This is a genomic window from Guggenheimella bovis (assembly GCF_054492335.1).
Map to the genome: position 1 here is coordinate 1,201,396 of NZ_JBQWTF010000001.1, position 25,274 is coordinate 1,226,669.

At 44.3% G+C, this 25,274-nt stretch carries 27 protein-coding genes and 1 riboswitch; of the genes, 24 read left to right on the top strand and 3 right to left on the bottom strand.

The features are described from left to right. Position 1 precedes the first annotated feature (1 nt). Positions 2 to 1,291 (bottom strand): metallopeptidase TldD-related protein, encoded by a 1,290-nt coding sequence (locus tag ACUB3H_RS05990; protein ID WP_459129755.1) that lies wholly within the window; start codon positions 1,289 to 1,291, stop codon positions 2 to 4. Continuing rightward, on the bottom strand, positions 1,291 to 2,709 hold the full coding sequence (locus ACUB3H_RS05995) for a TldD/PmbA family protein (protein WP_459129756.1): 1,419 nt from the start codon (positions 2,707 to 2,709) through the stop codon (positions 1,291 to 1,293). Before ACUB3H_RS05995 ends, ACUB3H_RS05990 begins: the two co-directional genes overlap by 1 nt. Positions 2,710 to 2,784: 75 nt before the next feature. Between ACUB3H_RS05995 and rlmH the strand changes: the two genes are divergently transcribed. The 4 genes from rlmH to ACUB3H_RS06015 all read left to right on the top strand — a co-directional run bounded on the left by rlmH (position 2,785) and on the right by ACUB3H_RS06015 (position 6,692). Next, positions 2,785 to 3,264: a 23S rRNA (pseudouridine(1915)-N(3))-methyltransferase RlmH gene (rlmH, locus tag ACUB3H_RS06000; RefSeq protein ID WP_459129757.1), complete on the top strand. Its 480-nt coding sequence runs from the start codon at positions 2,785 to 2,787 to the stop codon at positions 3,262 to 3,264. Between the two features lie 111 nt (positions 3,265 to 3,375). After that, positions 3,376 to 4,713 (top strand): APC family permease, encoded by a 1,338-nt coding sequence (locus tag ACUB3H_RS06005; protein ID WP_459129758.1) that lies wholly within the window; start codon positions 3,376 to 3,378, stop codon positions 4,711 to 4,713. 108 nt (positions 4,714 to 4,821) lie between these two features. Next, positions 4,822 to 5,544, top strand: a complete 723-nt coding sequence (locus ACUB3H_RS06010) for a queuosine precursor transporter (protein ID WP_459129759.1) — start codon at positions 4,822 to 4,824, stop codon at positions 5,542 to 5,544. 8 nt (positions 5,545 to 5,552) lie between these two features. Beyond that, positions 5,553 to 6,692: an MFS transporter gene (locus ACUB3H_RS06015; protein ID WP_459129760.1), complete on the top strand. Its 1,140-nt coding sequence runs from the start codon at positions 5,553 to 5,555 to the stop codon at positions 6,690 to 6,692. Here ACUB3H_RS06015 and ACUB3H_RS06020 read toward each other — a convergent pair. After that, on the bottom strand, positions 6,664 to 8,208 hold the full coding sequence (locus tag ACUB3H_RS06020) for a ClC family H(+)/Cl(-) exchange transporter (protein ID WP_459129761.1): 1,545 nt from the start codon (positions 8,206 to 8,208) through the stop codon (positions 6,664 to 6,666). The two genes, ACUB3H_RS06015 and ACUB3H_RS06020, sit on opposite strands and share 29 nt — an antisense overlap. A gap of 119 nt (positions 8,209 to 8,327) precedes the next feature. Here ACUB3H_RS06020 and ACUB3H_RS06025 point away from each other — a divergent pair, with 119 nt between their 5' ends. From ACUB3H_RS06025 to ACUB3H_RS06120, 20 genes are all read left to right on the top strand, one after another. After that, positions 8,328 to 8,957: a precorrin-8X methylmutase gene (locus ACUB3H_RS06025; protein WP_459129762.1), complete on the top strand. Its 630-nt coding sequence runs from the start codon at positions 8,328 to 8,330 to the stop codon at positions 8,955 to 8,957. A gap of 20 nt (positions 8,958 to 8,977) precedes the next feature. Beyond that, complete coding sequence (locus ACUB3H_RS06030) at positions 8,978 to 10,084, top strand: Ldh family oxidoreductase (protein ID WP_459129763.1); 1,107 nt, start codon at positions 8,978 to 8,980, stop codon at positions 10,082 to 10,084. Between the two features lie 59 nt (positions 10,085 to 10,143). After that, on the top strand, positions 10,144 to 11,619 hold the full coding sequence (locus ACUB3H_RS06035) for a zinc ribbon domain-containing protein (RefSeq protein WP_459129764.1): 1,476 nt from the start codon (positions 10,144 to 10,146) through the stop codon (positions 11,617 to 11,619). A gap of 23 nt (positions 11,620 to 11,642) precedes the next feature. Next, positions 11,643 to 11,873, top strand: a complete 231-nt coding sequence (locus ACUB3H_RS06040; protein ID WP_459129765.1) for a glutaredoxin family protein — start codon at positions 11,643 to 11,645, stop codon at positions 11,871 to 11,873. Then, complete coding sequence (locus ACUB3H_RS06045; RefSeq protein ID WP_459129766.1) at positions 11,866 to 12,570, top strand: hypothetical protein; 705 nt, start codon at positions 11,866 to 11,868, stop codon at positions 12,568 to 12,570. Before ACUB3H_RS06040 ends, ACUB3H_RS06045 begins: the two co-directional genes overlap by 8 nt. Further along, positions 12,567 to 13,355, top strand: coding sequence for an alpha/beta hydrolase (locus ACUB3H_RS06050; RefSeq protein WP_459129767.1), 789 nt, complete (start codon positions 12,567 to 12,569; stop codon positions 13,353 to 13,355). Before ACUB3H_RS06045 ends, ACUB3H_RS06050 begins: the two co-directional genes overlap by 4 nt. A gap of 43 nt (positions 13,356 to 13,398) precedes the next feature. Continuing rightward, positions 13,399 to 13,568: riboswitch (cobalamin riboswitch) on the top strand. A gap of 112 nt (positions 13,569 to 13,680) precedes the next feature. Next, positions 13,681 to 14,421, top strand: a complete 741-nt coding sequence (locus ACUB3H_RS06055) for an energy-coupling factor ABC transporter permease (RefSeq protein WP_459129768.1) — start codon at positions 13,681 to 13,683, stop codon at positions 14,419 to 14,421. 3 nt (positions 14,422 to 14,424) lie between these two features. Continuing rightward, the gene (locus tag ACUB3H_RS06060; RefSeq protein ID WP_459129769.1) at positions 14,425 to 14,718 is read left to right on the top strand and encodes an energy-coupling factor ABC transporter substrate-binding protein; all 294 of its coding nucleotides are present in this window, start codon (positions 14,425 to 14,427) and stop codon (positions 14,716 to 14,718) included. After that, entirely contained in the window at positions 14,699 to 15,514 is an 816-nt protein-coding gene (locus tag ACUB3H_RS06065) for an energy-coupling factor transporter transmembrane component T family protein (RefSeq protein WP_459129770.1), read from the top strand. The genes ACUB3H_RS06060 and ACUB3H_RS06065 overlap by 20 nt, the downstream gene beginning before the upstream one ends. Then, a complete protein-coding gene (locus tag ACUB3H_RS06070; RefSeq protein WP_459129771.1) occupies positions 15,498 to 16,304 on the top strand; it encodes an energy-coupling factor ABC transporter ATP-binding protein in 807 nt (268 codons plus the stop codon). Before ACUB3H_RS06065 ends, ACUB3H_RS06070 begins: the two co-directional genes overlap by 17 nt. Further along, positions 16,283 to 17,002, top strand: coding sequence for a sirohydrochlorin cobaltochelatase (locus tag ACUB3H_RS06075; protein ID WP_459129772.1), 720 nt, complete (start codon positions 16,283 to 16,285; stop codon positions 17,000 to 17,002). The genes ACUB3H_RS06070 and ACUB3H_RS06075 overlap by 22 nt, the downstream gene beginning before the upstream one ends. Next, positions 16,992 to 18,059 carry a cobalt-precorrin-5B (C(1))-methyltransferase CbiD gene (gene cbiD / locus ACUB3H_RS06080; RefSeq protein WP_459129773.1) on the top strand — a complete coding sequence of 356 codons (1,068 nt, stop codon included), beginning with the start codon at positions 16,992 to 16,994 and terminating at the stop codon, positions 18,057 to 18,059. The genes ACUB3H_RS06075 and cbiD overlap by 11 nt, the downstream gene beginning before the upstream one ends. After that, on the top strand, positions 18,049 to 18,726 hold the full coding sequence (cobI, locus tag ACUB3H_RS06085; RefSeq protein WP_459129774.1) for a precorrin-2 C(20)-methyltransferase: 678 nt from the start codon (positions 18,049 to 18,051) through the stop codon (positions 18,724 to 18,726). The genes cbiD and cobI overlap by 11 nt, the downstream gene beginning before the upstream one ends. Next, entirely contained in the window at positions 18,723 to 19,487 is a 765-nt protein-coding gene (gene cobM / locus ACUB3H_RS06090) for a precorrin-4 C(11)-methyltransferase (RefSeq protein WP_459129775.1), read from the top strand. The genes cobI and cobM overlap by 4 nt, the downstream gene beginning before the upstream one ends. After that, a complete protein-coding gene (locus ACUB3H_RS06095; protein WP_459129776.1) occupies positions 19,465 to 20,415 on the top strand; it encodes a cobalt-precorrin 5A hydrolase in 951 nt (316 codons plus the stop codon). Before cobM ends, ACUB3H_RS06095 begins: the two co-directional genes overlap by 23 nt. Then, a complete protein-coding gene (gene cobJ / locus ACUB3H_RS06100; RefSeq protein ID WP_459129777.1) occupies positions 20,412 to 21,134 on the top strand; it encodes a precorrin-3B C(17)-methyltransferase in 723 nt (240 codons plus the stop codon). The genes ACUB3H_RS06095 and cobJ overlap by 4 nt, the downstream gene beginning before the upstream one ends. Continuing rightward, positions 21,131 to 21,853 carry a precorrin-6A reductase gene (cobK, locus tag ACUB3H_RS06105; RefSeq protein ID WP_459129778.1) on the top strand — a complete coding sequence of 241 codons (723 nt, stop codon included), beginning with the start codon at positions 21,131 to 21,133 and terminating at the stop codon, positions 21,851 to 21,853. The genes cobJ and cobK overlap by 4 nt, the downstream gene beginning before the upstream one ends. Next, positions 21,822 to 22,949: a precorrin-6y C5,15-methyltransferase (decarboxylating) subunit CbiE gene (gene cbiE / locus ACUB3H_RS06110; protein ID WP_459129779.1), complete on the top strand. Its 1,128-nt coding sequence runs from the start codon at positions 21,822 to 21,824 to the stop codon at positions 22,947 to 22,949. Before cobK ends, cbiE begins: the two co-directional genes overlap by 32 nt. Next, on the top strand, positions 22,946 to 24,274 hold the full coding sequence (locus ACUB3H_RS06115; protein ID WP_459129780.1) for a cobyrinate a,c-diamide synthase: 1,329 nt from the start codon (positions 22,946 to 22,948) through the stop codon (positions 24,272 to 24,274). Before cbiE ends, ACUB3H_RS06115 begins: the two co-directional genes overlap by 4 nt. A gap of 16 nt (positions 24,275 to 24,290) precedes the next feature. Continuing rightward, positions 24,291 to 25,238, top strand: coding sequence for a nitronate monooxygenase (locus ACUB3H_RS06120; RefSeq protein ID WP_459129781.1), 948 nt, complete (start codon positions 24,291 to 24,293; stop codon positions 25,236 to 25,238). Positions 25,239 to 25,274: the final 36 nt, after the last annotated feature.

Consider the following 25,274-nt stretch of genomic DNA (forward strand, 5'->3'; position numbering starts at 1 on the left):
CCTAGGCCTCTCCAATTGCAGTGACATGATCGATTGAAATGAATTGTGGTACACGGGAATTACTGAGGTTCATGAGTTCCTTACTAAATTCAAAGTGATCTTGAACAGAGAAAATATTCTCCGAAATCGATCCACCTGTTAAGTAGTGCGTTTCTTTTCCGTCATAGTACTTCGCAAGGCGGTATTCTCCACCGAAGTCACCTGTTATTCCATCACTTAAAAAGCTTGACCAGCTTAGAATCTCTAAGTAGGGAACGCTCTTTAGTTCTTCCTCACTCTTTTTTCCAGGATTGACTTCAAAGCTATAGACAATACCTTTGTTTTCAATGCCTAAATAATGGGTGAAGCGGGCTGAGCCGTTGAGATTCTTTACGACACCGTTTTCAATGAGAACATAGGGAGAAAGAATCTTTCCTTGTTCATCGACGGGGGCAGCGCTGTTTGCTGTCTCAAGCGTTGGGTTTAGCGTAATCGTGAGCGGTTCCACCGGGTTCTTTTGGAACGATTCACCAATCTTTGCCTTAGTCATCTTTTGGTAGACTCTTCCAGCAGAAGCTTGACCTAAGTAGAACTGTAGGAATTCCTCTACAGCATCTCCGCGAAGGAGTAATCTCACGTCCTTCATCATCTTCGCTTGAACGGCTTTTGCACGTCCGTCAGTTTCTTCGAGTTGATCGTGAACGATAGCATCGATGCGGTCGAGCTCGAGTTCTGTCATCGTGTAGATCTTAAAAATTTCTACCGGTTCAACCGTTCCAGGATGCTCTGTGACGAGTTCCATCGAGAAGCGGTTATAAGGATATTTTACGTCGACACCCTTTGAGGTGATAACGCGTTCAAATCCTTCTTCTCCGAAGAGTTCAACGCTGTTGATCTTCGATTCAAAGTTACGAGCCTTAAAGAGAAGTTCTGTCAGTTGATCAAATGAAGCGAGGAAGGCTTCTTTGGTGTGATGGTCCTTCATCGTAAAGGGTGTGCCTTCCTTTTCAGGGAGGTCATACCAAGCGTTCTTAATAAAGTGTGAAGCTAGGATGGCATCGTCGATGTTCTTTTCAATGCTTTCAAAGTCATCGGAAACTCCGACCGCAATCGAAGAATGTCCCTTATATTTTTTACCATCTTCTTCGAAGTCTAGGAATACTGTGATTGTAAAGTCGTGAGAATCTCTAGCGCGGTTTAGATCGAGGTTTTCTTTAATAAAGAAAACTTCCTTTGTGCTTACTTGTTTTTCTTTGATGATCCAGCCGGAGAGACCTTTTTTCTCTAGTAGATCTTGAATTCTTTTAATCATTAGCCTAAACGCCCCCTTGCCTTGAGATAACTTCCTCCCGTAGAGGTCTTTACGTATTCTTTCCAGCCCTTACCGCAGTAGCCAGAGCCAGAGAGCTTAAGATCCTTAGAAACCATCGATACGCTCTCTAGGAGGTCTGGGACGTATCCTGTCAGTACGACAGGGCTAACAACTTTTCCTGTGAGCTTTCCATCGATAATTTCTCTACCGAGCGATGCGACACACTGAATTCCCCAGTTTTTGGGATCTTCCATACCGCTTTGAAGGCCTTCTAGAAGATAACCCTTCTTCATGGAGCGGATCATGTCTTCTAGATTCGAATCTCCTCCTTCGAAGAAGGTGTTCGTCATACGAGTGTAGGCTTTTCTCTTGTAGGTTTCTCTTTTTCCGTTTCCTGTAGGTTCTACACCGAGTTGAAGTGCACTCAGTTCATCGACCATACCGGTCTTAAAGATTCCTTTATCGATGATAATGGTGTCTGTTCCTAGGTTTCCTTCGTCGTCAAAGAGGTAGCTAGAGCATTCATTGTATGCCTTTGCACCGTCGTGCATCGTGATGAGGTCGCTCGCTACACGCTTACCTAAGTATTCTTTTCCTTTGGCGCGTTCCTTTAAGAACATGTCCATCTCTGCACCGTGACCAAAAGCCTCGTGGGCGATGAGACCTGTGAAGTCAGGATCACAGATGAATTCGTATTCACCTGGTTCCATGCGCTCGCTCTTTAATAGATCGAGGGAGGCGTCAACAGCGCTCGATGTTTCCTCTTCTAAGCGATCGACGAGTTCGCTTCCTCCTACGATTGAAGCGGGGATAAAGGCAACCTTCGTATTCTCTCCATCGCTTGCAACGGCTACTGTGTATCCATTGGCATAAGCATAGCTTTGGTAGAGATCGCGATTTTTTGATAAGAAGAGCTTGTTCACTTGTGTGACAGTGATAGATACATCGACCTGAACGAGTTTCTCACTTTTTTCTTTTAGCTTATTGTGAAGGACTTGAAGTTTTTCTAAGATGCTTTGGCTGTCGTCCTTATTCGGATCGTTTTCTGCTTCACCGATGTATTCTAATGTAAGTGGTTCATCCTTAGGGAGGCTCTTGTAGCGTAAGAAGGAACTATTTTTATAATGCTTTCGGTCTTCTTCTGAAACGGTTCGAATATTTTTTATGACGGTATCTAGATCGAACTCGTTAAAAGAATACTCGCTTACAATACCGTCTTTAAAGACGCGTACGACAAAGCCACGTTCGACGTCCCCTGTTGGACCGACCATTCGACTCGTTGTACTGACGGAGTACCTTTTTCCAGTGACGTCTGTAGCAAGTACACTGGCGTAGTCATATTCCTCATTGAGACGAGCGATGAGCTCTTTTAAAAGGGGCTTTTTTTCAAGTAAAAAACTTGAAGGTGTTAGTTTCATAGAATCTCCTTTCTTTGTGAGTATAGCACTATGGAAAATCGAGCGCAAATCAGTTAAGATGCACAGGGAGGCTTTATGAAAATCACTGTCATTGCCGTAGGAAAATTAAAGGAAAAATATTGGAAAGAAGCGCTCGAAGAGTATAAAAAGAGGCTCTCTCGCTATGTGAAGCTAGAGATCGTTGAAGTGAGTGATGAGAAGACAAAAGAAGAACTCACAGAGGTCGAAGCGGAGCAGATTAAAGAAGCTGAGGGAAAGCTCATTTTAAGTAAGATAAAGCCCAAGGACTTTGTCGTGACACTTCAGATTGAAGGAAAAGAGATGTCTTCGGAGCGTTTTTCAGAGACGCTTAAAAGCTTTCAGGACCGAGACGTCGAATCGGTCGTATTTATCATCGGTGGAAGCCTCGGTCTTTCAAGGTCTGTGACTAAAAAATCGAAGCTACCTCTTAGCTTTGGAGCACTTACGTACCCGCACCAGATGATGCGAGTGATGCTACTCGAACAGATCTATCGGGCTTTTCGTATCATGCATGGGGAGCCTTATCATAAATAAAACGAAATAGACGTGTTGAATGTTTGGCTAGAAGTTTACGAAAATACTCCTTGAAGAATGATTTAGCCTTCAGTATAATGGGGAACAATTATTACTTTTAAGGGGGAAAAGATGCAGAGTACAAAACACTATGGATTACTAACAGCTATTACTATGATCGTCGGCATTGTGATTGGCTCTGGCATCTTCTTTAAAGCACCTAGCGTACTCATCGCAACAAAAGGAAGTATTACACTTGGAGTGTTATGCTTTGCTTTTGCCGCACTCAATATCATATTTGGGTCCTTAGCGCTTTCAGAACTTGCCAAACGAACGACGAGAAGTGGTGGTCTCATCACTTACTTTGAGGAATTTGTCTCTAAAAAAACCGCAGCAGGTATCGGTTGGTTCATGCTCTTTTTTTATCTTCCAGCGATTAACGCTGTTGTAAGCTGGGTTGTGGGGATGTTTCTCTATGACTTCTTAGGCTTATCGTTTGAACCGGAAAAAGCACAGCTTTTCCAGGTTTTACTAGGTTTTGTCGTGATAACGATCGTCATCTTTACGAACTACTTATCGTATCGATTCGGTGGCTTTATACAAAATAGCACGACCTTTATTAAACTCATTCCCATGGCTTTTATCGCAGTCCTAGGATTTATCACGCCACATGCTTCTCCGGTAGAAACCGTGAAGAGCATTTCTACAGGGGGGCTTGGATTTTTATCAGCCCTTGCACCCGTTGCATTTTCTTATGATGGTTGGCATCTTGCACTAGGAATTAGTCATGAAGTAAAAGATGCTGAGCGCAACATGCCAAAGGCTTTAACCGTTGGACCGCTCATCGTTCTCATCTTCTACGTGCTTTACTTCGTGGGCTTTACAAAGCTCTTAGGCGTAGAGACGATTCTTCAGTATGGAAACTCTTCACTTTCTAAGGCTGGGGAGATGCTCTTTGGTCCACTGGGATCAAAAGTCTTTCTCTTTTTCATCATCATTAGCGTCTTAGGTGTAGTAAATGGTATCTCCATGGGATCCATTCGCATTCCTCAAGCGTTAAGTGAAAAGGGAATGTTACCTTCTGGAAGTCTTCAGAAAATGGATTCGAAGCGAGAGCTCTCTCTCGCATCGACGCTTCTTTTCTACGGACTAAGTGTCTTTATGCTTCTTTTGCACTACCTCACGATGAGGTATAAGTTCCTAGGAAACAACGACCTATCAGAGGTGGCCATTGCCTTTGAATACGCTTGCTTCATCATTCTCTTTATCTACATGCTAAAGATGTATAAAAGGGGAGAGATCAAGAGTCGCTTTAAGGGTCTCGTCTGTCCGATGTTAGGAATTCTCGGTTCCTGTATCATTCTCTATGGATCCATTTCTCCGAATCCCTTACACGCGATGATCTACATGCTCTTCTGTTTCGTCGTCTTTCTTTTCGGCGTGTTTTACTACAAGAAAAGGAATCATTGACACGAATCGTTTTCACCGAGTAAACTGAATTGAACCCAAAGACAGTTCGAAATCCTCCTGTCTCTAAACAAAACTAGGTTGCCCTCAGGGCTATTATTAGGAGTTCTAATGAATGAAATGACACTAATTATCTGTACCGCGATCTTTTTTCTAAGTGTCCTCGTCTTCTACCGCTTCTTTGGTCTCGTTGGACTCTTTGGCTGGACCGTTTTTGCGACGATTACTGCAAACATTGAAGTCGTCGTTCTCGTGAAGGCCTTTGGACTCGAGCAGACACTCGGAAACATTCTCTTCGCTACGACCTTCCTATGTACGGACATAGCGAGCGAAATGTATGGAAAAAAGGCAGCGAACCACATCGTTAACATTGGTATTGTAACGAGTCTTCTCTTTATCGTACTGACACAGAGCTGGATGTACTACGTTCCAAGTACCAATGATTTTAACTATGTTCACTTAAAGTCGCTCTTTCAGAGCACCCCAAGAATCCTCTTAGCAGGACTTGTGACCTATGCCATCTGTCAAAAACTCGACGTTTGGCTCTATCACAGCTGGTGGGGTCTCACGGCAAAGAAGAGCCATTCGAAACGCCGCTTCCTTTGGTTTAGAAATAATGTTTCGACTATGATGGCTCAGCTTGCAAACACGGTGCTCTTTACCTTAGGAGCTTTCTATGGTACGTATGAGTGGCCCGTACTTATAGATATTATGATTACGACCTATATCATCTACTTTGTTCTTGCACTTTGCGATACGGGTATTCTATATTGGGCAAGAAGACTTAAGGATATTGGTAAGGTCAATGAATTGATGGATTATAAAGAACAGTAGGAGTATGAATGAAAAAGTGGGTTCAAATGTATTTGCTCTTTGTGATCATGCTATGTTACGCCTTCGTAGAAAATACGAGAGGCGTACTAGCACCTTCATTTAAGAGCTTTTTTTCTATATCAAGTCTCTATTTTAGCTACATGCTAACCTTTGGAGCGATCGGTTACATCCTAGCGACGTGGTTAAGCGATGGGCTTATTAAACGACTTGGAAGTAAGCGGTCTCTTCTCTTATCGCTTCTCATGTGCTCAGTAGGCCTCTTTACTTTAGCCTTTTCAAAGAACTTCTTGATGCTTCTTGTGGGCATGTTCTTTGTAAACTTTGCCCTAGGAGTGAATAACGTCACTTCAAACGTGCTCGTTAGCCTCATCGACTTAAAGAGTCCCGTCTTTATCGTAAATATTTTGCACTTCTGTTATGCGATAGGAGCTGCCATGGGACAGAACATCCCAGGTCATCTCGTCGACTTAGGAATCGACTTTCATAAGATCTACCTCGTGCTTGCGATCCTAACGACCCTCATTTTTATCGCTCTATTAGGAGTAAGTTACCCTGATGAAGAAAAGAGTGAAGAGAAAGAAGTTCACTTCATATCTCTAATAAAAGATCCGCTCTTTTTGCTCTACGTCTTGAGCCTAACGACTTATGTCTTTGCAGAGCAAGGGCTTGCAAGCTGGCTTGTCGACTATCTTCACGAGGTGAGGGGAGCGACGCCTGGAAGCGGTGCGTTAGTCATGACGTTCTTCTTCATCCTCTTAGCTTTAGGACGCTTCTTAGGTGGCATGTTTTTACGAGGAGAAGAAAAAAAGACCGTTTTAATCGGTCTTTCACTTGGAGTCACGTGTATCTTTTTGGGCATCGTTCTCGACGGCCCCTTCCGCTATCTCATTAGTTTAAGTGGCTTCTTCTTTTCGATCATCTTCCCGAGCTTTGTCCTCATGATTCCTAAGGACTTTACGAAGAGAAGGTCCATGGTCTTAGCTGGCGTCCTTGCCATTAGTCCCATTGGAAATATGCTCTTTAATCAGCTCATGGGTTTACTCGTCACCTGGATCGGCTACGAAAAAGCCATCTACTTTATCGTCATTAGTGGCCTTATAAGTCTTTTAAGCCTTTCACTTACAGAACTTCGAAGGAAGACTTCGTAAGTTCCATCCAGCGATCCTTTCCGCGCTTTTCGTCATCCTGAAGAAGGACGACGAGGTAGTCACCAGCGAGGATCCTGGTATCTCCCTTCGGAATCATCTCTTCATCGTTTCTTCTGAGTTCGATGATGAGGTCGCCTTTAGGAATAGAGATGTTTTTAAGTTCCTTATTTTCTATCGCACTACCCACTTCTACGATTAATCCTTGAATCGCGCCTCGCCTACCTAAGGTGAGGCGTTTTCCATTGGTCTCTAAGTAGCGGTCCAAGAGGACGTCGTAGATGGCGGGGTTCTTCAGTTTATCGCTTACAAAGAGTGCAACGAAGACACAAAGGGCTACAGGTAGTAAGTGTACAAGCGAACCCGTCATCTCCGCCGTAAGAAGTACGGCCGTTAGCGGTGCTTTTACGGTAGCTCCTAGTGCTCCTGCCATTCCAGCGATCGCGATAAAGGGGAGGAGATCTGCGGGAAGGCCAAAGTAAAGGAATACTTTTCCTAAGGTTCCTGCAAAGAGGGCACCGATCGAAAGGATCGGAAGAAAGATCCCTCCAGGTACACCTGAGGCAAAGCTCGTCGAGGTAAAGAGGAGCTTTCCTAGAAAGAGGATTGCGAGTACCTTAAGCGGAGTGCTTTGTAGCTCGCTTAAGTGGATGAGTTCATCGCCTCCACCTAAAAGCGACGGTAGAAAGAGTCCTACAGGAAGCGCAATGAGAAAGGATAGAATGGGCCTAAAGGTAATGGGAAGCTTCTTAAAGAGTTTCTGAAATCCTAAGAAGCACTTATTGATGAGGATTCCTGCGATTCCTGAGATGATACCGACGGGAATTAAAAGAGCATAATAAGAAAGGGGAAGCTCTTTTAAGGGTAAGAACATAAGGACAGGTTTGAGTCCAAAGATGACCTTACTTACAAAGTCTGCTGAAAGGGCAGCAGAGGTTGCCGTGAGAAGGACGACGCTCGAAAAGGAGCGGTGAATCTCCTCGAGCGTAAAGAGAATTCCCGAGATCGGCGCATTAAAAGCAGCAGCAAGACCTGCCGCAGCACCTCCTGTCACGAGGCACTTCGTTTCTACGGCATTGGAATCGAGTCCTTTGGAAACGATCTTACCAGCACTTGCTCCAATATGTATCGAAGGCCCTTCTCTACCGACACTGAGTCCAAAGAGGACCGCGAGTGCACCGCCTAGAAAGCGCACGACAAGTGTTTTAATGGGTTCGATGTAGAGACCGTAGAGGATGATTCCCTTTGTCTGAGGAATGCCACTTGATGAAGCCATCGGTTCATTTTTTATGAGGTAACCGACCATAAGCCCAAAGGTAACGATGAGGAGTAGAAAGGGAAGAATCATAAGAGGGGTAGAAGCGAGATAAGCGTAGATTCCCTTGGAAGCTTTTAGGGCTTCTCGTATGACGATGCGATAGAGGACGGAGAAGAGTCCTGCTAAAACGCCTACTAGAATACCTTGGGTTGCGATCGACCACTTGTTTTTTCCGAGTTTTTTACGTAGTTCGTTTTCCATAGTTCTCCTTTAAAGCGCATCTATTCTACCACGTTGACAAGGAAAATGAAAACAAGTACGATTTAAATAACAACATTTGAAGCTAATGATCTTAAATATAGATATAAGAAAGGAGTCCCATGATCGAACTAGAACGCGTACTTCCAGAAGAAATTGAAAAGCGAAGCTTTGAACTCATTAAGAGCGAAATGAAGAGCTCGATCGATCCGGATCTTTTACCGATTTTAATGCGTGTCATTCATACGACCGCTGACTTTGAATATGAAGAAACACTCACCTTTTCAGAGGATGTCTTAGCGTCAGCCGATAAGGCGTTTAAAGAGCATGCGACCATCGTCACAGACACCACTATGGCGTTAAGTGGTATTAATAAAAAAGCCCTAGAAAAGCTTGGTCTAAAGGCCGTGTGCTTTATCGGAGATGAGGATGTAAGAGAACATGCCAAGGCCAACGGTACGACGCGCTCGAAAGAGAGCATGAAAAAGGCCGCTTCTCTCGAAGGACCACTCATCTTTGCTATAGGAAATGCTCCGACGGCCTTGATCGAGCTCTATGAACTCATCGTAAGGCAAGAGATTAATCCAGCGCTTATCATCGGCGTTCCCGTCGGTTTTGTCAATGTCGTGCAGTCGAAGGAACTCATTCTTCTATCAAAGGTTCCCTATATCGTAAACCGTGGAAGAAAAGGTGGAAGTAACGTAGCTGCAGCCATCGTCAATGCTTTGATGTATCGTCACACCAGAGGGTAAAAAAGGAACAGGAGGGCCTTATGTCTACATTCAATATGGATTTCGAATCACTCGATACGTTTATGCGTCTAGCTTTTGAAAAGCTCGGTGTGCCGAGTGAAGATGCTCGCTTTTGTAGCGATGTTCTTTTAGAGAGCGACCGCAGAGGCATCGAAAGTCACGGAGTCAACCGTTTTAAACCGATCTACGTCGACCGCATTATCGCAGGCATTCAACAGCCTGTTACAAAGATCGACATTCTAAAGGAGACGCCAACGACGGCTGTCCTCGACGCCAACCACGGCATGGGCATGGTGGCATCAAAAAAAGCCATGGAAATGGCTATCGAAAAAGCCAAGAAGTACGGCATGGGAATGGTTGCCGTTAGAAACTCCACGCACTACGGTATCGCAGGATACTACGTGACGATGGCTACGAAAGAAAAAATGATCGGTATCACAGGAACGAACGCACGTCCCTCGATCGCACCGACCTTTGGCGTAGAAAATATGCTAGGAACAAACCCCTTGACCTTTGGTATGCCAACCGATGAAGATTTCCCCTTTGTTCTAGACTGTGCGACGAGTATCGTTCAGCGCGGTAAGATCGAATACTACGCAAGAAGCGGTAAAGATACGCCAGCCGGCATGGTCATCGGTGAAGACGGTTCGACACTTACTGATTCGAAAGAGATCTTAAAGGATCTTGTCGCAGGAAAAGCAGCACTAGCACCACTTGGAGGTGTTGGGGAAGAGCTTGCAGGATACAAAGGATACGGCTATGCAACAGTCGTAGAGATCCTCTCTGCAGCACTCCAGCAAGGAAACTTCCTCCACATGCTAAATGGTCTCGATCAGGATGGAAACAAGGTACCCTTTGGCTTAGGCCATTTCTTCCTCGTGATCGACACCGAAGCCTTTATGGGTGCAGAAGGATTTAAAAAGGTTGCAGGAGATATCTTAAGAGAACTACGTGCTTCGAAAAAAGCCAAGGGTCATACACGTATTTTCACTGCAGGAGAAAAGGAATATGAAGTCTGGCTCGAAAGAAAAGAGACGGGCGTTCCGATTAATGACGCTGTTCAGAAGGAATTTATCGCTGTACGCGATAAGCTAGAGCTCGATTTCAAATTCCCCTTTGAAAGGTAATGATGGAAGAAAAGAAGCCTTCAAAAATACCAGAACCCAAATATAACCAAAAGAAAAGAATGAAAAAAGATGCAGAGGTTCTCATCGAAGAACCGAAAAAGAATGGCACCTTACTTGGTCTTGCCATTCTTTTTGCTGTGCTTCTTTTCATCGGACTTTCCGTCTACTTCATCGGAAGAGATACCTTTAGTAAAGAAAGCTTCCTAAAGAGCGTCAACAGCGTGCTCGATGAGCCCGATAAGAGCGGATTCTTTTCCTTCTTTGTAGAGGGATCTTTTCCGCTTCAGGATCAGAAGAACTTTTTAGAGCTTCTAAAGGATCCCAACTACGTGAGATACCTAAAAGATACGCTCTATAAAGGTGGAGGAGACGTCGAGGTCGTAAAGAACGGAAAAGCGCTCACCTTTACGAAGTATGGACTAAAGCTTAATCCTTTAAACTTAAGCCTTTCCAATCTCGATCGAAGGCTTACGGTGACGCTTCAAAAGAAGAAAGAGACGATTGAACCGAAAGCACTAAAGGAATGGGGATATATGACACCGGGCATCTATGAGCTCTCGATCGAGGATGGAGAAAAGAGCCTTAGTATTCCTGTAAAGCTCACGCGTTTTGAGACAAAAGCTCCTTCTTTACGAATTGACCTAGAGAAGGATTATATTGATGTAGAGATTCCGAAGGACTTTCCTCAGGCAACGATCGTCATGAATGGAAAGAGCACAGAGAAAAAGGTAAAGGATTCAAACCAGCTTGGCCTTATAAAAAGAGGCTCTAGCATATCTCTCGTCTATCGCAATAAGCTAGGTACAGCCATGAGCGATGAATGGATCGTCGATCAAAAGAGCCACGATTTTACCTTCCCAAATGCTATGAGCTTAAAAGAGTATCCACTCGATCAAGTGATCTTTGTGAATGATAAGGAGATTGGAACGGTTTCTGATTTCAAATCCTCCGATCTTCTCCTCCTTCCTTTAGAGGAGACCGATAAAGTGCAAATTGTCTCCCCTCAACGTGCTCTTGAAGTGAAGACGAATCTTGCCATCGAAAAGAGCAACGTCTCTCCTGGTCGCTTTACGATAGGGCCCGTAGAGGAAGGTACTGTGAAGTACTTAAAGAATCTCATGCTCACCTATGTGAGAGAAGATCGAGATGCAAACTATCACAACCAGCTCTTCTACTACGGCACGGTCATGAATAATAGTCCCGACCACGCGCGACTAAACGATGAGATGAATGCTCGCATCGAAAGAAAAGAGTATCTTGAAATTACTCCAATCTCTGTGACCTTTGACAACGACTCCTTCGAGTATTTTGCTGAAAAAGGAACGATCTACATCTCCTTTGTCGAACGCTATAAGTTCCATTATAAAAAGTTTGTCGAAGGAAAGATGGTGCGCGAGGGAGACGGCAGCTCCAGTAAACTCAAGATCATGGCACGTAGCTTTTTCGGCTGGAAATTCTACAGTGGAGACGAGAATAAAGAGCTTGGAGGAAATACTGAGACAATACAGGTTGAAGAATTCAATTCGGGGTATTAGTAGGTAGAAATTGGAGGTATAAAATGAAAGAAATTAAATTGTATACAAGTTCAACTTGTCCTCATTGTTATACGGCAAAGGATTATCTCTCAAAGGAAGGCATTCCTTATACAGAGCGTAACGTCAGCAACGATCCAGAAGCTATGAAGGAATTCAGAGAGCTAAAGGTGATGGGCGTTCCGACCTTCGTCATTGGCGATGAAGTCATCGTAGGCTTTGACAAAGAAGCTGTCCTGAAAGCAATGAATGACTAAGAAAAGCTCTCTTAAAAAGAGAGCTTTTTTCTTGGCTTTTGGACTGCTTCTCTTTCTTCTCATTCCCACCGAACTCCGTGGCACGAGTCTCGTAAAGCTTCAATCTATTTTAAGTCACCATGATCTCTTTAAGAAACACGATGTTTCGATCAGTTTTCCCAGTCATCCTGACTTTAGCCTAGGGATGAAACGCTTTGACACGGATAAACTTACGATCTACTATAACTTTGGAAAATTTGAACACTTCCGTTCAAACTTCTATCACCGTGAAAGTGATACGTATAATTCCCACTTTGGAGCCTATCTTTTAGAGGGAATGCGAACGGAGGAAGAGATTCTAGAGAGCTTTCGATACGATCAGACGATGCTCGTTCTACCGTCGATTGGGAAAATGGATGGTGTATTTTGCGTTCTAGAGATGGAACGAAAAGAGACCCGGGGAATGGTTCGAATCGATGCAACCGTTGAGACCAACAGTCCGCTTCATAAGAAAAAGGGATTTTTTACAGGCTACCTCCAGTATGGAAGCCCGTCCTATGAGGGCGAAGATTATCCCGTAGAGAAAAGCGAAGCGAGAATCTACATCCATTATTTAAAAGATAAAGATGCGACTGTCATTACATATGTCATGGCTAAAAATAAAGAGATTGTCGAGCGTTATTCCAAAGAAATTTTAGAAAGGATAGTGATCAAATGAAGATAGATACCACGAACCTTCAAAGTGGTGGTGTACTTACAAGCTACCTCTTTGACAAAAAGACAGAGGATGAAAACTGGAAGCCAGTAAAGCGTCCTGCACTCTTAATCCTTCCCGGTGGAAGTTACATGTACGTATCGAAGCGAGAGGGAGAACCTGTAGCACTTCATTTTTTGATGGAAGGTTACCAGGTCTTTGTCCTAAAGTATCGAACGGGTGAGGAGTCGATATACCCTAATCCTCTAATCGATGTGAAGGAAGCGATGGAGTATATTCTCAAAAATTCCCAAGAATTCTCAGTCGACACAGAGAAGATTGCCATTATGGGCTTTAGTGCAGGGGGCCATTTAGCACTCGTCTATCAGTCGAGCGAATACATCAAAGCGAAGGCTACAGTTTCGATCTATCCGATTGCAGCCTTTGGAGAAATGATTAAAGCTTATGGAGAAATTGACTACGACGTAGAATTTCCCATAGGTGCCATGATCTCAAACTACGAAGAGGAGAAGGATCCTGAAAAGCTCATAAAGAAAGACAACCCACCTCTCTTTATCGCTTACTTAAAAGACGATGAACTCATTCCGAGTTACACGACGTCGCACTACGTGACAGAGTTATTAAAAGCTGGCTGTGACGTGGAAGCACACCTCTTTAGAAAGGGACTACACGGTCTAAGTGAAGGCACAGGCTTATCGAATCATTCGAGAAACGTTGATCGAGACTTTTCTCTTTGGGTCCCACTTTGTAAAAATTGGCTACGAGGGATTTTAGAGTTTCAACTATAGTGTTGACAGTCTTTCGTTCATCCCTTATGCTTAAATAGAACTGAATAAGGATCAAAGATCAAGCGTGTGAATACACATGGGAATCAAGTGCAAATCTTGAACGGTCCTGCCGCTGTAAGGAGGGAGAATTCTACTGATGCCACTGGGAAACTGGGAAGGCGTAGAATGTCTGAGATCTCCGAGTCAGAATACCAGCTGATCTTTTTACACATCAAAGCTCTACAGGAAAATAGAGTGTGTTGGGAGTTAAACACTGCTATTTTCATAGCAGTTTTTTTGTGCCCTTATTCCTAAGACAACAGGTCATTTGTCAAAGGAGGATAAGATGACAAAAAAAGAGAAATCGTTACTCGTACTCGCACTCGTGGTTGCCTTTGGTTTTGGAATCGTTCCCACAGCCAGTGGCATGCACATCATGGAAGGATACTTATCGCTTCCCTTCTGTATCGCTTGGGGAGCTGTGTGTCTTCCGTTTTTAATACATAGCTACTTTTCCATGAAACGCATCGTAAGTGAGCGCCGTGAAACCGTATCGCTCTTAGCGATGATGGGTGCCTTTATCTTCGTTTTAAGTGCATTAAAGATTCCATCGGTTACAGGTTCTAGCTCCCATCCGACAGGAACAGGTTTAGGAGCAGTCCTCTTTGGAGCGTCTCCCATCGCTCTCTTAGGTCTCATCGTACTTCTCTTTCAAGCGGTACTGCTCGCCCATGGAGGACTTACAACACTTGGAGCTAACACTTTCAGTATGGCCATTGTTGGACCGATCGTAAGTGCTGTGATCTATAAAATGATGAACAAGATGAAAGCTCCGAAGCACTTTAGTATCTTTCTTGCCGTAGCTCTTGGTAACCTCACGACTTATGTCGTCACAAGCGTTCAGCTTGCACTCATGCACCAAGGAGCTGGCGTGGGCTTCATGACATCACTCACAAAATTTTTAATGGTCTTTGCGGTGACACAGATTCCACTTGCAATCATCGAAGGCCTCGTCAGTGTCATTCTCGTCATGGCCTTAGAAAAGTATGCAGCACCCGAACTCAAGCGTTTAGGATATGAGAGGTAAGACATGAAAAAAGCATTTCTATTATTGTTATTAGCCGTCGTCATTGCCGTTACACCCCTTCTTTTTATTAAAGACAGTGAATTTGCAGGTGCAGACGGTGTCGCAGAAGAAGTCGTAGAAGAAGTGAATCCTGGTTATGAGCCTTGGGCAGAGCCCATCATGGAACCTCCAGGAGGAGAGACCGAGAGTCTTCTCTTTGCACTACAAGCAGCTCTCGGTGCTTTTGTCATAGGCTACATCATGGGCGGTTTTGTCACGCGCTACCGCATGAAGCATCATGAAGTCGAAGCTCTTTAAAGGAGCGCTTTCGGTTATAGCGTTTGTAAGCCTATTTTACGGTCGAACAGAAAGAATTCATATGGGTGTCTTTCTTGTCATCGTGATGTTTTACATCCTACATGAAAGTCATCACCTTCGAATTGAGCGCATTCAACAGAATCACGCACTCATTGGGCAAAAAACAGGGCTTAAGGTCTTGTTTTTTGCCTTTCACATGATAGCCGTGCTTGTGATCGATTCGCTTCCTTTCTTACTAGGAGTCTTAATCTTAGAGGTCTTCTTTACGCTTCTATCTAAGATTAAGCTTAAGCACATGATCGAAGTCATGGCACTACCTATGACCTATGTGCTTTTAAGTATCGTTGCTTTCCGCTTGAGTGAACTTAGCTACGAGAGCGTCATTCTCATAAGCCTACGTGCTTTTGTAGCCTTTACAACGCTCCTAAGCTTTTTACTTATGACCCCTATGCATGAACTCATCACCTTTTTATCTGGAAAACTGCCAAAGCTCGTGGTCGACCTCTTGTATCTCATTCATCACGACATCTTTGTCTTTTTAAAGCACTCTCACGAAGTCTCAAGAGCAGTGCGTGTCCGAGGGGGTTCCCTAAACGTTAAGACGGCTGCCCTTCAAGGCGTCTCCATCTTTATGAAAAGCATGCACTTTAGTACCTTACATAGCAGAGCCTTAGAGACGAGAAATGTCGGAGAACGAATCGAGTTTCTTACTAGGAAAAAAGATCCACGCGTTTCTTTAGGACTTCTCCTCGAACTCATGCTACTTTCAGGAGGTATCGTTGTTTCAATTATCTGATGTATCCTTTTCCTATGAAGACGATCTCGTATTAAAGGATATTGAATTAACCATAGAAGAAGGAGAGCGCGTCTGTCTGATCGGCTCCAATGGATCGGGAAAATCGACGCTTTTAAGCCTACTCATAGGGTTAGAGCATGCTAAAAAAGGAAAGCTCTCCTTTAAAGGACAGCCGTACTCAAAGGATAAGACCTTTTTGAGAACGCTTCGACGCGAGATCGGTTTTCTCTTTCAAGATCCCGATACCATGATGATTGCACCGACTGTCTTTGAAGAGATCAGTTTCTCTGCAGTGAATCAAAAAACCGATGAAGAGATTATTGAAAAGCGAGTGGAGATGCTCTGTAAGCGCTTTTCTTTGGAAGGCTTTGAGGAGAGAGTCGTCTACCACTTAAGTGGAGGGGAGAAGAAACGAGTAAACCTTGCGAGCGTTCTCGTGACAGATCCCAAAGTGCTTTTAATCGATGAACCGGAGTCGAGCCTCGACCCATATCAAAGGACTGTCATGGAATCGTATCTCGAATCGATTGATAAGACCTTTGTCGTAGCGACACACGATATGAATTTTGTTTGGCAGTTTGCGACGCGCGTCGTCGTATTACATGAAGGCAGGATTCTTTTTGATGGGAAAAAGGAAGCGTTTTTTAGCAATGAAGCGCTTGTAAATGAAGCGAATCTCGAACTTCCTGTATTTTATCTCATCTCAAAGCTACTACAAAAGAAGGGAATCATTGAAGAAGATAAGCTTTTCTACAGAAAGGAGGAGCTATGCGAGGCATTCTATTTGTAAGTTTTGGAACGACACATATTGAAGGGATTGAAAGAGCCATTACGCCCCTTACGAAGTCCCTTCAGACTTTGGGGCTTCCTCTTGAACAAGCCTTTAGTTCGAACATTGTGAGAAATCGCTTGAAAGAAAAGAATCGTTTCGAAAAGAGCATCGAAGAAGCGATATGTGCTCTTAAAGAAAAAGGGGTAACAGAACTTATCGTACCTACGACCTTTCTTTTAGAGGGCTTAGAATATCAGAAGCTCGAAGCGAAGCTTAAGGAATCAGAACTTCGTTATCAGCTAATAAAACCCATTTTAAGAAGGGATATTGATGCGAAAGAGCTTATTCAAAAGCTTCTTAAAGCGTTTGATAGAAAGGAAGATGAACTTCTTCTCATGATGGGTCATGGAACGAGTGATGAAAGTGGGGCGGTGTATCAGCTGTTAAATGATACATCGATAGAAAAGGGTCTTCCTTTTAGAGCCTTTGCGATTGAAGGCGAGCCTTACTTTGACTCCGTAAAAGATACCTTTAAAGGTTCCATCTTTCTTGCACCGCTTCTCTATCTATCAGGAGAACATGCGAATAACGACATGATCGAATTCTACGAAGAACTTAAGAGCTTAGGCTTTGCTACGCGCTATACGACCGTTTCTTTAGGAGAACTATCTTGGGTTCGAGAAATGATTTTTGAGGAGACAAAACGTGCCCTTTGAAGCATACAAAGAGATCGGTAAAGAAAAACTTAGACTCGGCTTTACGACAGGGACAGCAGCGACCCTTGCTGTAAAAGCAGCGCTTCTTACACTTCTTACAGGAGAAGAGCAGTCCACGGTGTCGATCGTAACACCTTCAGGGATGGAGGTTGAAACAGAAGTCGAGCGGACCGAAAAGAAGGAACATTCCGTTCGAACGTGTGTAAAAAAGGATGGCGGTGATGACATCGACCAAACGCATGAACTCGAAATCTGTGCCGAGGTAGAGTGGAATGACCACTATGAACTCACGGGTGGTGAGGGGATAGGGATCGTCACAAAAAGAGGACTCAGTATTCCTGTAGGAGATTATGCTATAAATCCAGTCCCACGACAGATGATTAAAAAAATTGTCCACGAACTTTTGGATGACGGCAAGGTCAAGGTTTCCCTCGATGTTCCTCAAGGAAGAGAAGCGGCCAAAAAGACCTTTAATGAACGCATGGGCATTGAAGGGGGCATCAGTATTATCGGAACGAGTGGCATCGTTGAGCCCATGAGTAATAAAGCACTCATTGAAACGATCCGCATGGAACTCAACATCCTTAAAGAAGCGGGCGAAAAAGAAGTTCTTTTGACACCTGGAAATATCGGTACCGATAGGCTTCAGTCCTTAGGGCTTAAAGGAAGAAACGTACAGTATTCAAACTTCTTAGGAGAAGCTTTAGACTTCGCGGCGCAGTATGATTTTTCTAAGGTTACGGTGCTTTCTCACATTGGAAAACTAGTAAAGGTTTCACTTGGGGCAATGGATACCCACTCGAGAACCGTAGATGGTAGAAAAGAAGCGATCATCGCAGAAGCCTCTCTTTTGGGCGTCGAACGTGAGATCTTAGAGAAAATAGATAGCGAAGTGACAACGGAAGGGATGTTTTCCCATCTTAAGGACGATCCCAGGTATGAAGCACTCAAAGAGAGATTATACCTTAAAGCGAAAGCGAACATTGAAAGACGACTCGGTCACAGTGCACGAGTGATCACATTTTTAGGCGAGGAGATTTGGGGCGATGGGTTCTAAACTATATGGAATAGGCGTGGGTCCGGGGGATCCCGAGTTACTCACATTAAAAGCATTAAAGACGTTAGAAGCGGTCGACGTCATCGCTTATATCGTCACGAAAAATGAAAACAGCATGGCGAAGGATATCGTAGAGGGGCTCGTAGATTTTAGTACGAAGGAAGAACTTCTTTTAGAATCCAAAATGACAAAGGATAAAGCACTTCGAGATGAAGTACACAAAAGAAATGCTGAACGCATCGTCGAAGTACTTAAGAAAGGTAAGAGCGTTGCCTTTCTTACGATCGGAGACATCACCATCTATTCTACCTTCCGCTATATCTCAGAATTCATCGAAAAGAATGGTTTTGAGGTCGAGTGGATCAACGGCATTTCTAGCTTTTCTGCAGCTGCCGCGAGAGCCAAGATGAGTCTCACGGAGATTGACGAATCGCTTCACATCTACCCTGCGAGCTTTCCCATCGAATGTGAAGGCCATTCTGGTACCCAAGTCTTCATGAAGAGTGCTTCCCATTACGAAGCACTTCGTGAAAAGCTCTTAAAGAATAAAAAAAGGTCCTATCTCGTCTGTGAAAACGTCACCGGAAAGGATGAAAGCATTCTTCCACTCGAAGAAAAGACCTCTAGCTCATACTTTACACTAATCATTTCAAAGGAGACCTTATGATTTACTTTATTGGAGCAGGAAGCGGTTCCGTCGATTACATCACCGTTAAAGGAGCACGTATCCTTAAAGAAGCAGACGTCATCGTCTATGCAGGAAGTCTTGTGAATGTCGACCTGTTAAAAGACGTAAAGCCAACGTGTAAGCTTTATGACAGCAAAGAGATGGACCTCGAGGCAGTGTTAGATGTGCTTACAAGTGAGAAGGGAACGGTCGTGCGCTTACACTCAGGAGATCCTAGTCTCTATGGTGCGATCCGTGAGCAGTTTACACGCCTCGATGAACTCGGTATCGCTTACGAGGTCGTCCCTGGAGTCTCTTGCTTCCAAGCGGCTGCTGCAACACTTAAAGCAGAGTACACGCTTCCCGATGTCTCTCAGACGCTCATCATCACGCGCATGGAAGGAAGAACGCCCGTTCCGGAACTTGAAAAACTCGAACGCTTAGCGAGTCACGGAGCGAGCATGGCCATCTTTTTAAGCATCAATCTCGTCGATAAGGTTCAAGAAGCACTACTTAAGGGTGCTTACACGGAAGAGACACCTGTCGCTGTTGTCTATAAGGCATCTTGGCCAGAAGAACGCGTATTCCGAATGAAGCTTAAGGACTTAGCCAAAGTCGTAAAGGAAAATGATCTCACGAAGACTTCGATCATTTTAGTTGGAGACTTTTTAGGCGATACCTTCTCGCTTTCAAAGCTCTACGATAAGACGTTTGAAACGATGTATAGAAAGGCCGAAGATGGATCTTCTGCTAGCCTTTAGTGATGAAGGCCAACGCATCATAGAAAGAATAGAGACCTTTCTTCCAGAGGCGATTCTTAAACCAAGAGAGATGGCTGGAAGTGAATTCCTAGAAAAGCACATCGATAAAGCCGAACGCATCGTCTTTGTCGGTTCAACGGGAATTGCCATTCGCTTGATGTTAGACTATATAAAGAGTAAGACCAAAGACCCTGCCGTCGTCGTGATCGATACCAAGGCTCGCTTTGGCATAAGCCTTTTAAGCGGACACTTAGGTGGAGCCAACGACTTCACAAACTTTTTAGCAGAGAAGCTTCAAGCGACGAGCGTCATTACGACAGCTACCGATCTAAAAGGACTCGTCGCCGTCGACGTATGGAGTCGAAGAATGGGCTATGAACTTCTCTATCCAGAGCGCATCGTAAACGTCTCTTCGAAAGCACTTCGAGGAGAGACGATTCGAGTGAAAAGTGAAGTCGAGGTCGAGCTTCCCGAAGGCTATGCCTTTTGTTCGGAGAATGAAGATGTACTCATAAGTCCTTACGTAAGAGAGACGAAAGGAGTTCAGCTTGTTCCCAAGCTCTTTCACCTAGGAATGGGTGCTAGAAAAGGAGCTCCAACGAGTGAGGTCTTACGCGGTACACGTGAATTATTAAAGGAACAAGGGATTCGAGAAGAAAGCATTAAAGCCGTTCACTCCATCGATATCAAAAAGGAAGAGGAGTGTTTAAAGGAAGTCGCAAGCTACTTTAAGGTTCCCTTTTTGACTCACACGAAAGAAGAGCTAAACCGCTTAAAGGGAGACTTTAGTAGTTCTGAACTCGTCCTTCGTGTGACGGGGGTAGACTGTGTTTCAGAGCGTTCAGCACTCATAGATAGTGATGAGCTCGTAGTAAAAAAGATCAAAGGAGAGGGTTTTACGCTCGCTATCGGAAGGGAAAGAAAATGATTTTATATGTCGTTGGGATCGGCCCAGGAAGAAAAGAAGAGATGACCATAGAAGCATATGAGCTTCTAAAGAAAGCTGACATCATCGTCGGTTATAAAACATACGTGGAACTACTAAAAGAGTTCTTCCCAGAAAAAGAATTCTTTCAGTCGACCATGAAGAAGGAAACGGAACGCGTCGATGAAGCGTTTCGTCTCGTTCAAACGGGAAAGGACGTTTGTCTTGTTTCAAGCGGGGATGCTGGAATCTATGGATTAGCCTCTCTCGCTTATGAAAGAAGACCAGAAAACGTAGAGGTCAAGGTCATAAGTGGCGTCAGTGCCTTATCGAGTGGAGCGAGTCGCTTAGGAGCTCCCTTAGGTCATGACTTTGCAGTGATTAGCTTAAGTGACCTTTTAACGCCACTTGAAGAGATCTTTATGAAGGTCGAGCTCGCATCAAAGGCCGACTTCAACCTCGTCATCTACAACCCTTCAAGTATCAAGCGTCATGACTATTTAAAGCGTGCTGTAGACATTATGCTTCAATATAAGGATCCTACTACACCAGCTGGACTTGTAAGGCAGATTGGAAGAAACGACGAACATATTGAGGTATGCACACTAAAAGAACTCTTAGAGAAGGAAACCGACATGTTCACGACTGTCTTTGTCGGATCAAAACGCACAAAGACCATCGATGGATTCTTAGTGACTTCAAGAGGGTACGACCGAAAATGAATGAGGTGTTTCTCTTTGCTGGAACCACAGAAGGAAGGCTTTTAGTCGAAGCGACGAAGGATTTCGTTCCTTACCGCGTCTTTGTCGTCACAGAATATGCAAAAGACCTCCTTACCGATGTAAGGGTCGAGGTGGGAGAAAAGAGCGAGGAGGACTTAAGAGCGTTCTTTTCTAAAAAGCCCGCTCTCGTCATCGATGCGACGCACCCCTATGCGAGAAACATCACGAAGACTTTAAGAAAGCTAACTTCAGAGTATGGCATCGAATACGTGAGGCTAAAGAGGCCGGTCGATGAGATCGAGGGGTATTCGAGCTATGAAGAGATCGTAGATTATCTTCGGGAAAGACCTGGAAACATTCTCCTTTCAACTGGTTTTAACAGCTTAAAGAGTTTCTTAGAGTTAAAGGACCGTATTTTCCTTCGCATGGTTCCACACGTAGAAAATATTCAAAAAGCCTTTGAATATGGTCTCAGTCCCAGTCAAGTGATCGCCATGATGGGACCCTTTAGCTATGAACTCAATAAGGCCATACTAAAGGACCTTTCGATCCGCTATCTCGTAACAAAGTCCTCGGGAGGTCCAGGAGGCTTTGAAGAAAAAAAGAGAGCAGCAGAGGATGCTGGTGCGGAGTTGATCGTACTTACACCGCCTCAAGAAAGAGGCCAGACGATAGAAGAGGTAATCGATGATTTACGCAGTCGCTATGGGTCCAGGTAGTCCCGAGCTTCTCACCGAGGCAGCTAAAAAAGCACTAAAGGAGAGTGATCTTTTCATCGGCTCTCGAGCTTTATTAGAGCTTGTAGAGGGCGAAAAGGTCGAAGCCATCAGTGCGAAGAAAATAAAAGAAGTGATCGAAGAGAATCCCGGTCGCACGATTAGCGTCCTTTTTCGCGGTGACGTCGGCTTTTTTAGCGGAGCAAAGAAGCTGTTAGAACTTGTCGACGCGGTCGTCATACCTGGCATCTCGAGCTTTCAGTACTTCTTTTCAAAACTCAAAAAGAGCTATGAAAACGTCGATTTCGTAAGTCTTCACGGAAGAGAAAACCTTTCTCTTTCTGACCGAAAGCATGCTCTCTATCTTACGGATTCTCAGCACACTCCAAAGTGGATTGCAGAGAGATACCTTGAAAAGAACCTGACGGGAACGATGAGCGTTGGATCGAATCTTTCCCTAGAAAACGAACGGATTGTCGTAAAACCTTTTGATGAAATCGATGTGGAAGACGGCTTCTCTCTCTGCTATGTAGAAGTCGATTCGCTTCCTCGAACACTACTTCGAGATGACGATTTTCTTCGAACGAGTGTCCCTATGACGAAAGAAGAAGTTCGACTCATTGCACTAATGAAGCTAAACTTAGCCCCTACCGATACCTTTTTAGATGTAGGAGCAGGAACGGGTTCTGTAGGACTCACGGCTTCAAGACTTCTTCCCGACGGATCGGTCTACATGGTCGAGGTGAACGACGAAGCCTATGAGACTTCGGAGAAAAACATCGAACGACTTGCTCCTAAGAATGTAACGCTTCTAAAAGGAAATGCCAAAGAGATCATCGGATCGCTTCCAAAGATCGATAAAACCTTTATCGGTGGCACGAGAGGCTCCTTAAAAGAGATCCTAGAAGAGCTAAAAAAGAACAACGAGCACATGGAAGTTGTCATAAGTGCTCTCACTTTAGAGACCTTGAAAGAAGTGATGGATCTTACGGAAGTAAAAGATGTCACGATGATTTCTATCTCGAATTCCAAGCCCCTAGGCCGCTATCACATGATGGAAGCGAAAAATCCCATCTACCTCTTTGAGGTCAGACTATGAAGGGCTTCCTTTTAAGCTCCATCTCAAGTGGAGGAGGAAAGACGACGTGTAGTCTCATTCTCCTTTCGCTTTTAAAAGAACGGGGGAGTGTTCAAGCGTTTAAGTCGGGTCCTGATTACATCGATCCCATGTTTCACCGCTCACTCGATGGTGTCACAAGCTATAACCTAGACACCTTCTTTTTAGAAGACGAAGCGCTAAAGAACTTATTCTCTTCAAAGCTTTCAAGTGACTTTGCACTCATTGAAGGGGCCATGGGATACTATGACGGACAATCCATAACCTCTGATAAAGGAAGTGCTTACTACCTTTCAAGGCTCTTAAAGCTTCCGACGGTGCTCGTCGTAAATCCCAAAGGGATGGGAAGGTCACTCATCGCACTCGTAGAGGGCTTTAAGCGCTTTAAAGAAGACTCCAATATCGTTGGAGTGATCCTCTCTCCTTGTAAAGAAAGTCACTATAACTATCTAAAGGAAGGCTTTGACCTTCCTCTCATCGGCTACCTTCCTGAGCTCGATCTCGAGATGCCCTCAAGACACTTGGGTCTCGTGCAGGCGAGTGAATTAAAAAATCTACCGGAAGAGATCGAACGAGCCAAGGAGATTGCAAGAGAGACGATCGATCTCGATCGACTCATCTCTCTCATGAAAGAGATTGAAGCGAAACCTGTAGAAACGGTTCAAAAGGAGGAGAAAGTAAGAATCGGAGTCGCTAGAGATGAAGCCTTTTCTTTTTACTATCCGGAATCCTTAGAGGAACTTGAAAAAGAAGGGGCTGAGATCATTCCTTTTTCACCGCTTCAAGATGATCATCTTCCGGACGTTTCCGCACTCTACTTTGGAGGCGGGTATCCTGAACTCCACGCCAAAGCACTTTCTAGTAATACATCTTTTATCGAAGATGTCAGAAGAGCTTGCAGTAGCGGCATGCCGATTTTCGCTGAGTGTGGAGGATACCTCTATCTTTCAAAAGAACTCTATAGTAGTGAGGGCGAAAGTTATCCCATGGTAGGTTTACATGGGGGTATCGCGAAACCTTCTAGCTCACTTTTTCCCTTTGGTTACGTCACTGTTGAAGCATCCGAGGATAACATTCTCATGAAACGCGGTGAAATGGTGAAAGGGCACGAGTTTCACTACTGGAAGATTGAAGAGACAGAAGGGGATCTCGTGCTTCATAAGGAAGGGAAGAAAAGTAGGGAAGTTGGTGTGGCAAGAGACAACCTATTCATGAGCTTTATTCATGTGAGCTTTTTAAGTAATCCGGCTATAGCTAAAAACTTTGTATCGTCTGCTTTGACTTATCTCGAGAAAAATCGGGTATAGGTAGGGCGGAGGAACCATGAAAATAACAGAACTTTTAAACATAAAATATCCTATTATTCAAGGTGGAATGGCCCGTATTGCACGCGGTAAGCTTGCAGCGAGTGTATCGAATGCTGGAGGCCTCGGTCTTGTCGGCACGGGAGGATTTCCCTTTGAAGAATTTAAGAAGGAAGTTGCTATCGCAAGAGAACTTACAGAGCCTGGTAAGGTCTTTGGCGTAAACCTCGTATTAATTGAACCAGATATTGAAGAAAAGATTCAATATACGATCGATCAAAAAATTCCTGTCGTGACGCTCGCTGCTGGAAATCCAGCTCCTTACATCAATCGTCTAAAAGACGCTGGTATCAAGGTGCTCTGTGTCATCGGAAATTCAAAGATGGCAATAAAGTGCGAAAGCTTAGGGGCTGACGGTGTGATTCTAGAAGGTCTAGAAGCCGGAGGACACCTCTCGAAAACGACGACCATGGGAAGTTTACTTATAACAGCTCGTTCTGTTTCCATTCCCGTCATCGCTGCCGGTGGCATCGGAGACGGTGCACAGATCTTAGCCTGTGAGATCATGGGTGCTAGCGGAATTCAGATGGGTACGCGCTTCTTAGCAAGCGATGAAACACCTGTTCATGATAACTTTAAAGACCATGTCGTTGCTGCAAAGGAGTACGAGACAGCTGTCATTGGAAGTGCCTACGGTCATACGACGAGACAGCTTCGAAATGAGATGACAGATGCTGCGGTAAAGGCAGAAGCAGAAGGTGCTAGTCTCGAAGAATTCGAAACAATCGTTCGCGGTACTTTGTCAAAGGCTGTTTTTGACGGTGATGTCACGCATGGATCGATGATGGCAGGAATCAGCGTCGGTCTCGTTGAAAAGCGTCAAAGTGTGAAAGAAATTTTTGAAGAGCTCATTCAAGAATATAAGGAGGCGAAGAAGAAAATTATTCAAACGGACGATTTTCTCTAATTTTCTTTAAAGAGCCTATGGCTCTTTTTTTATTGT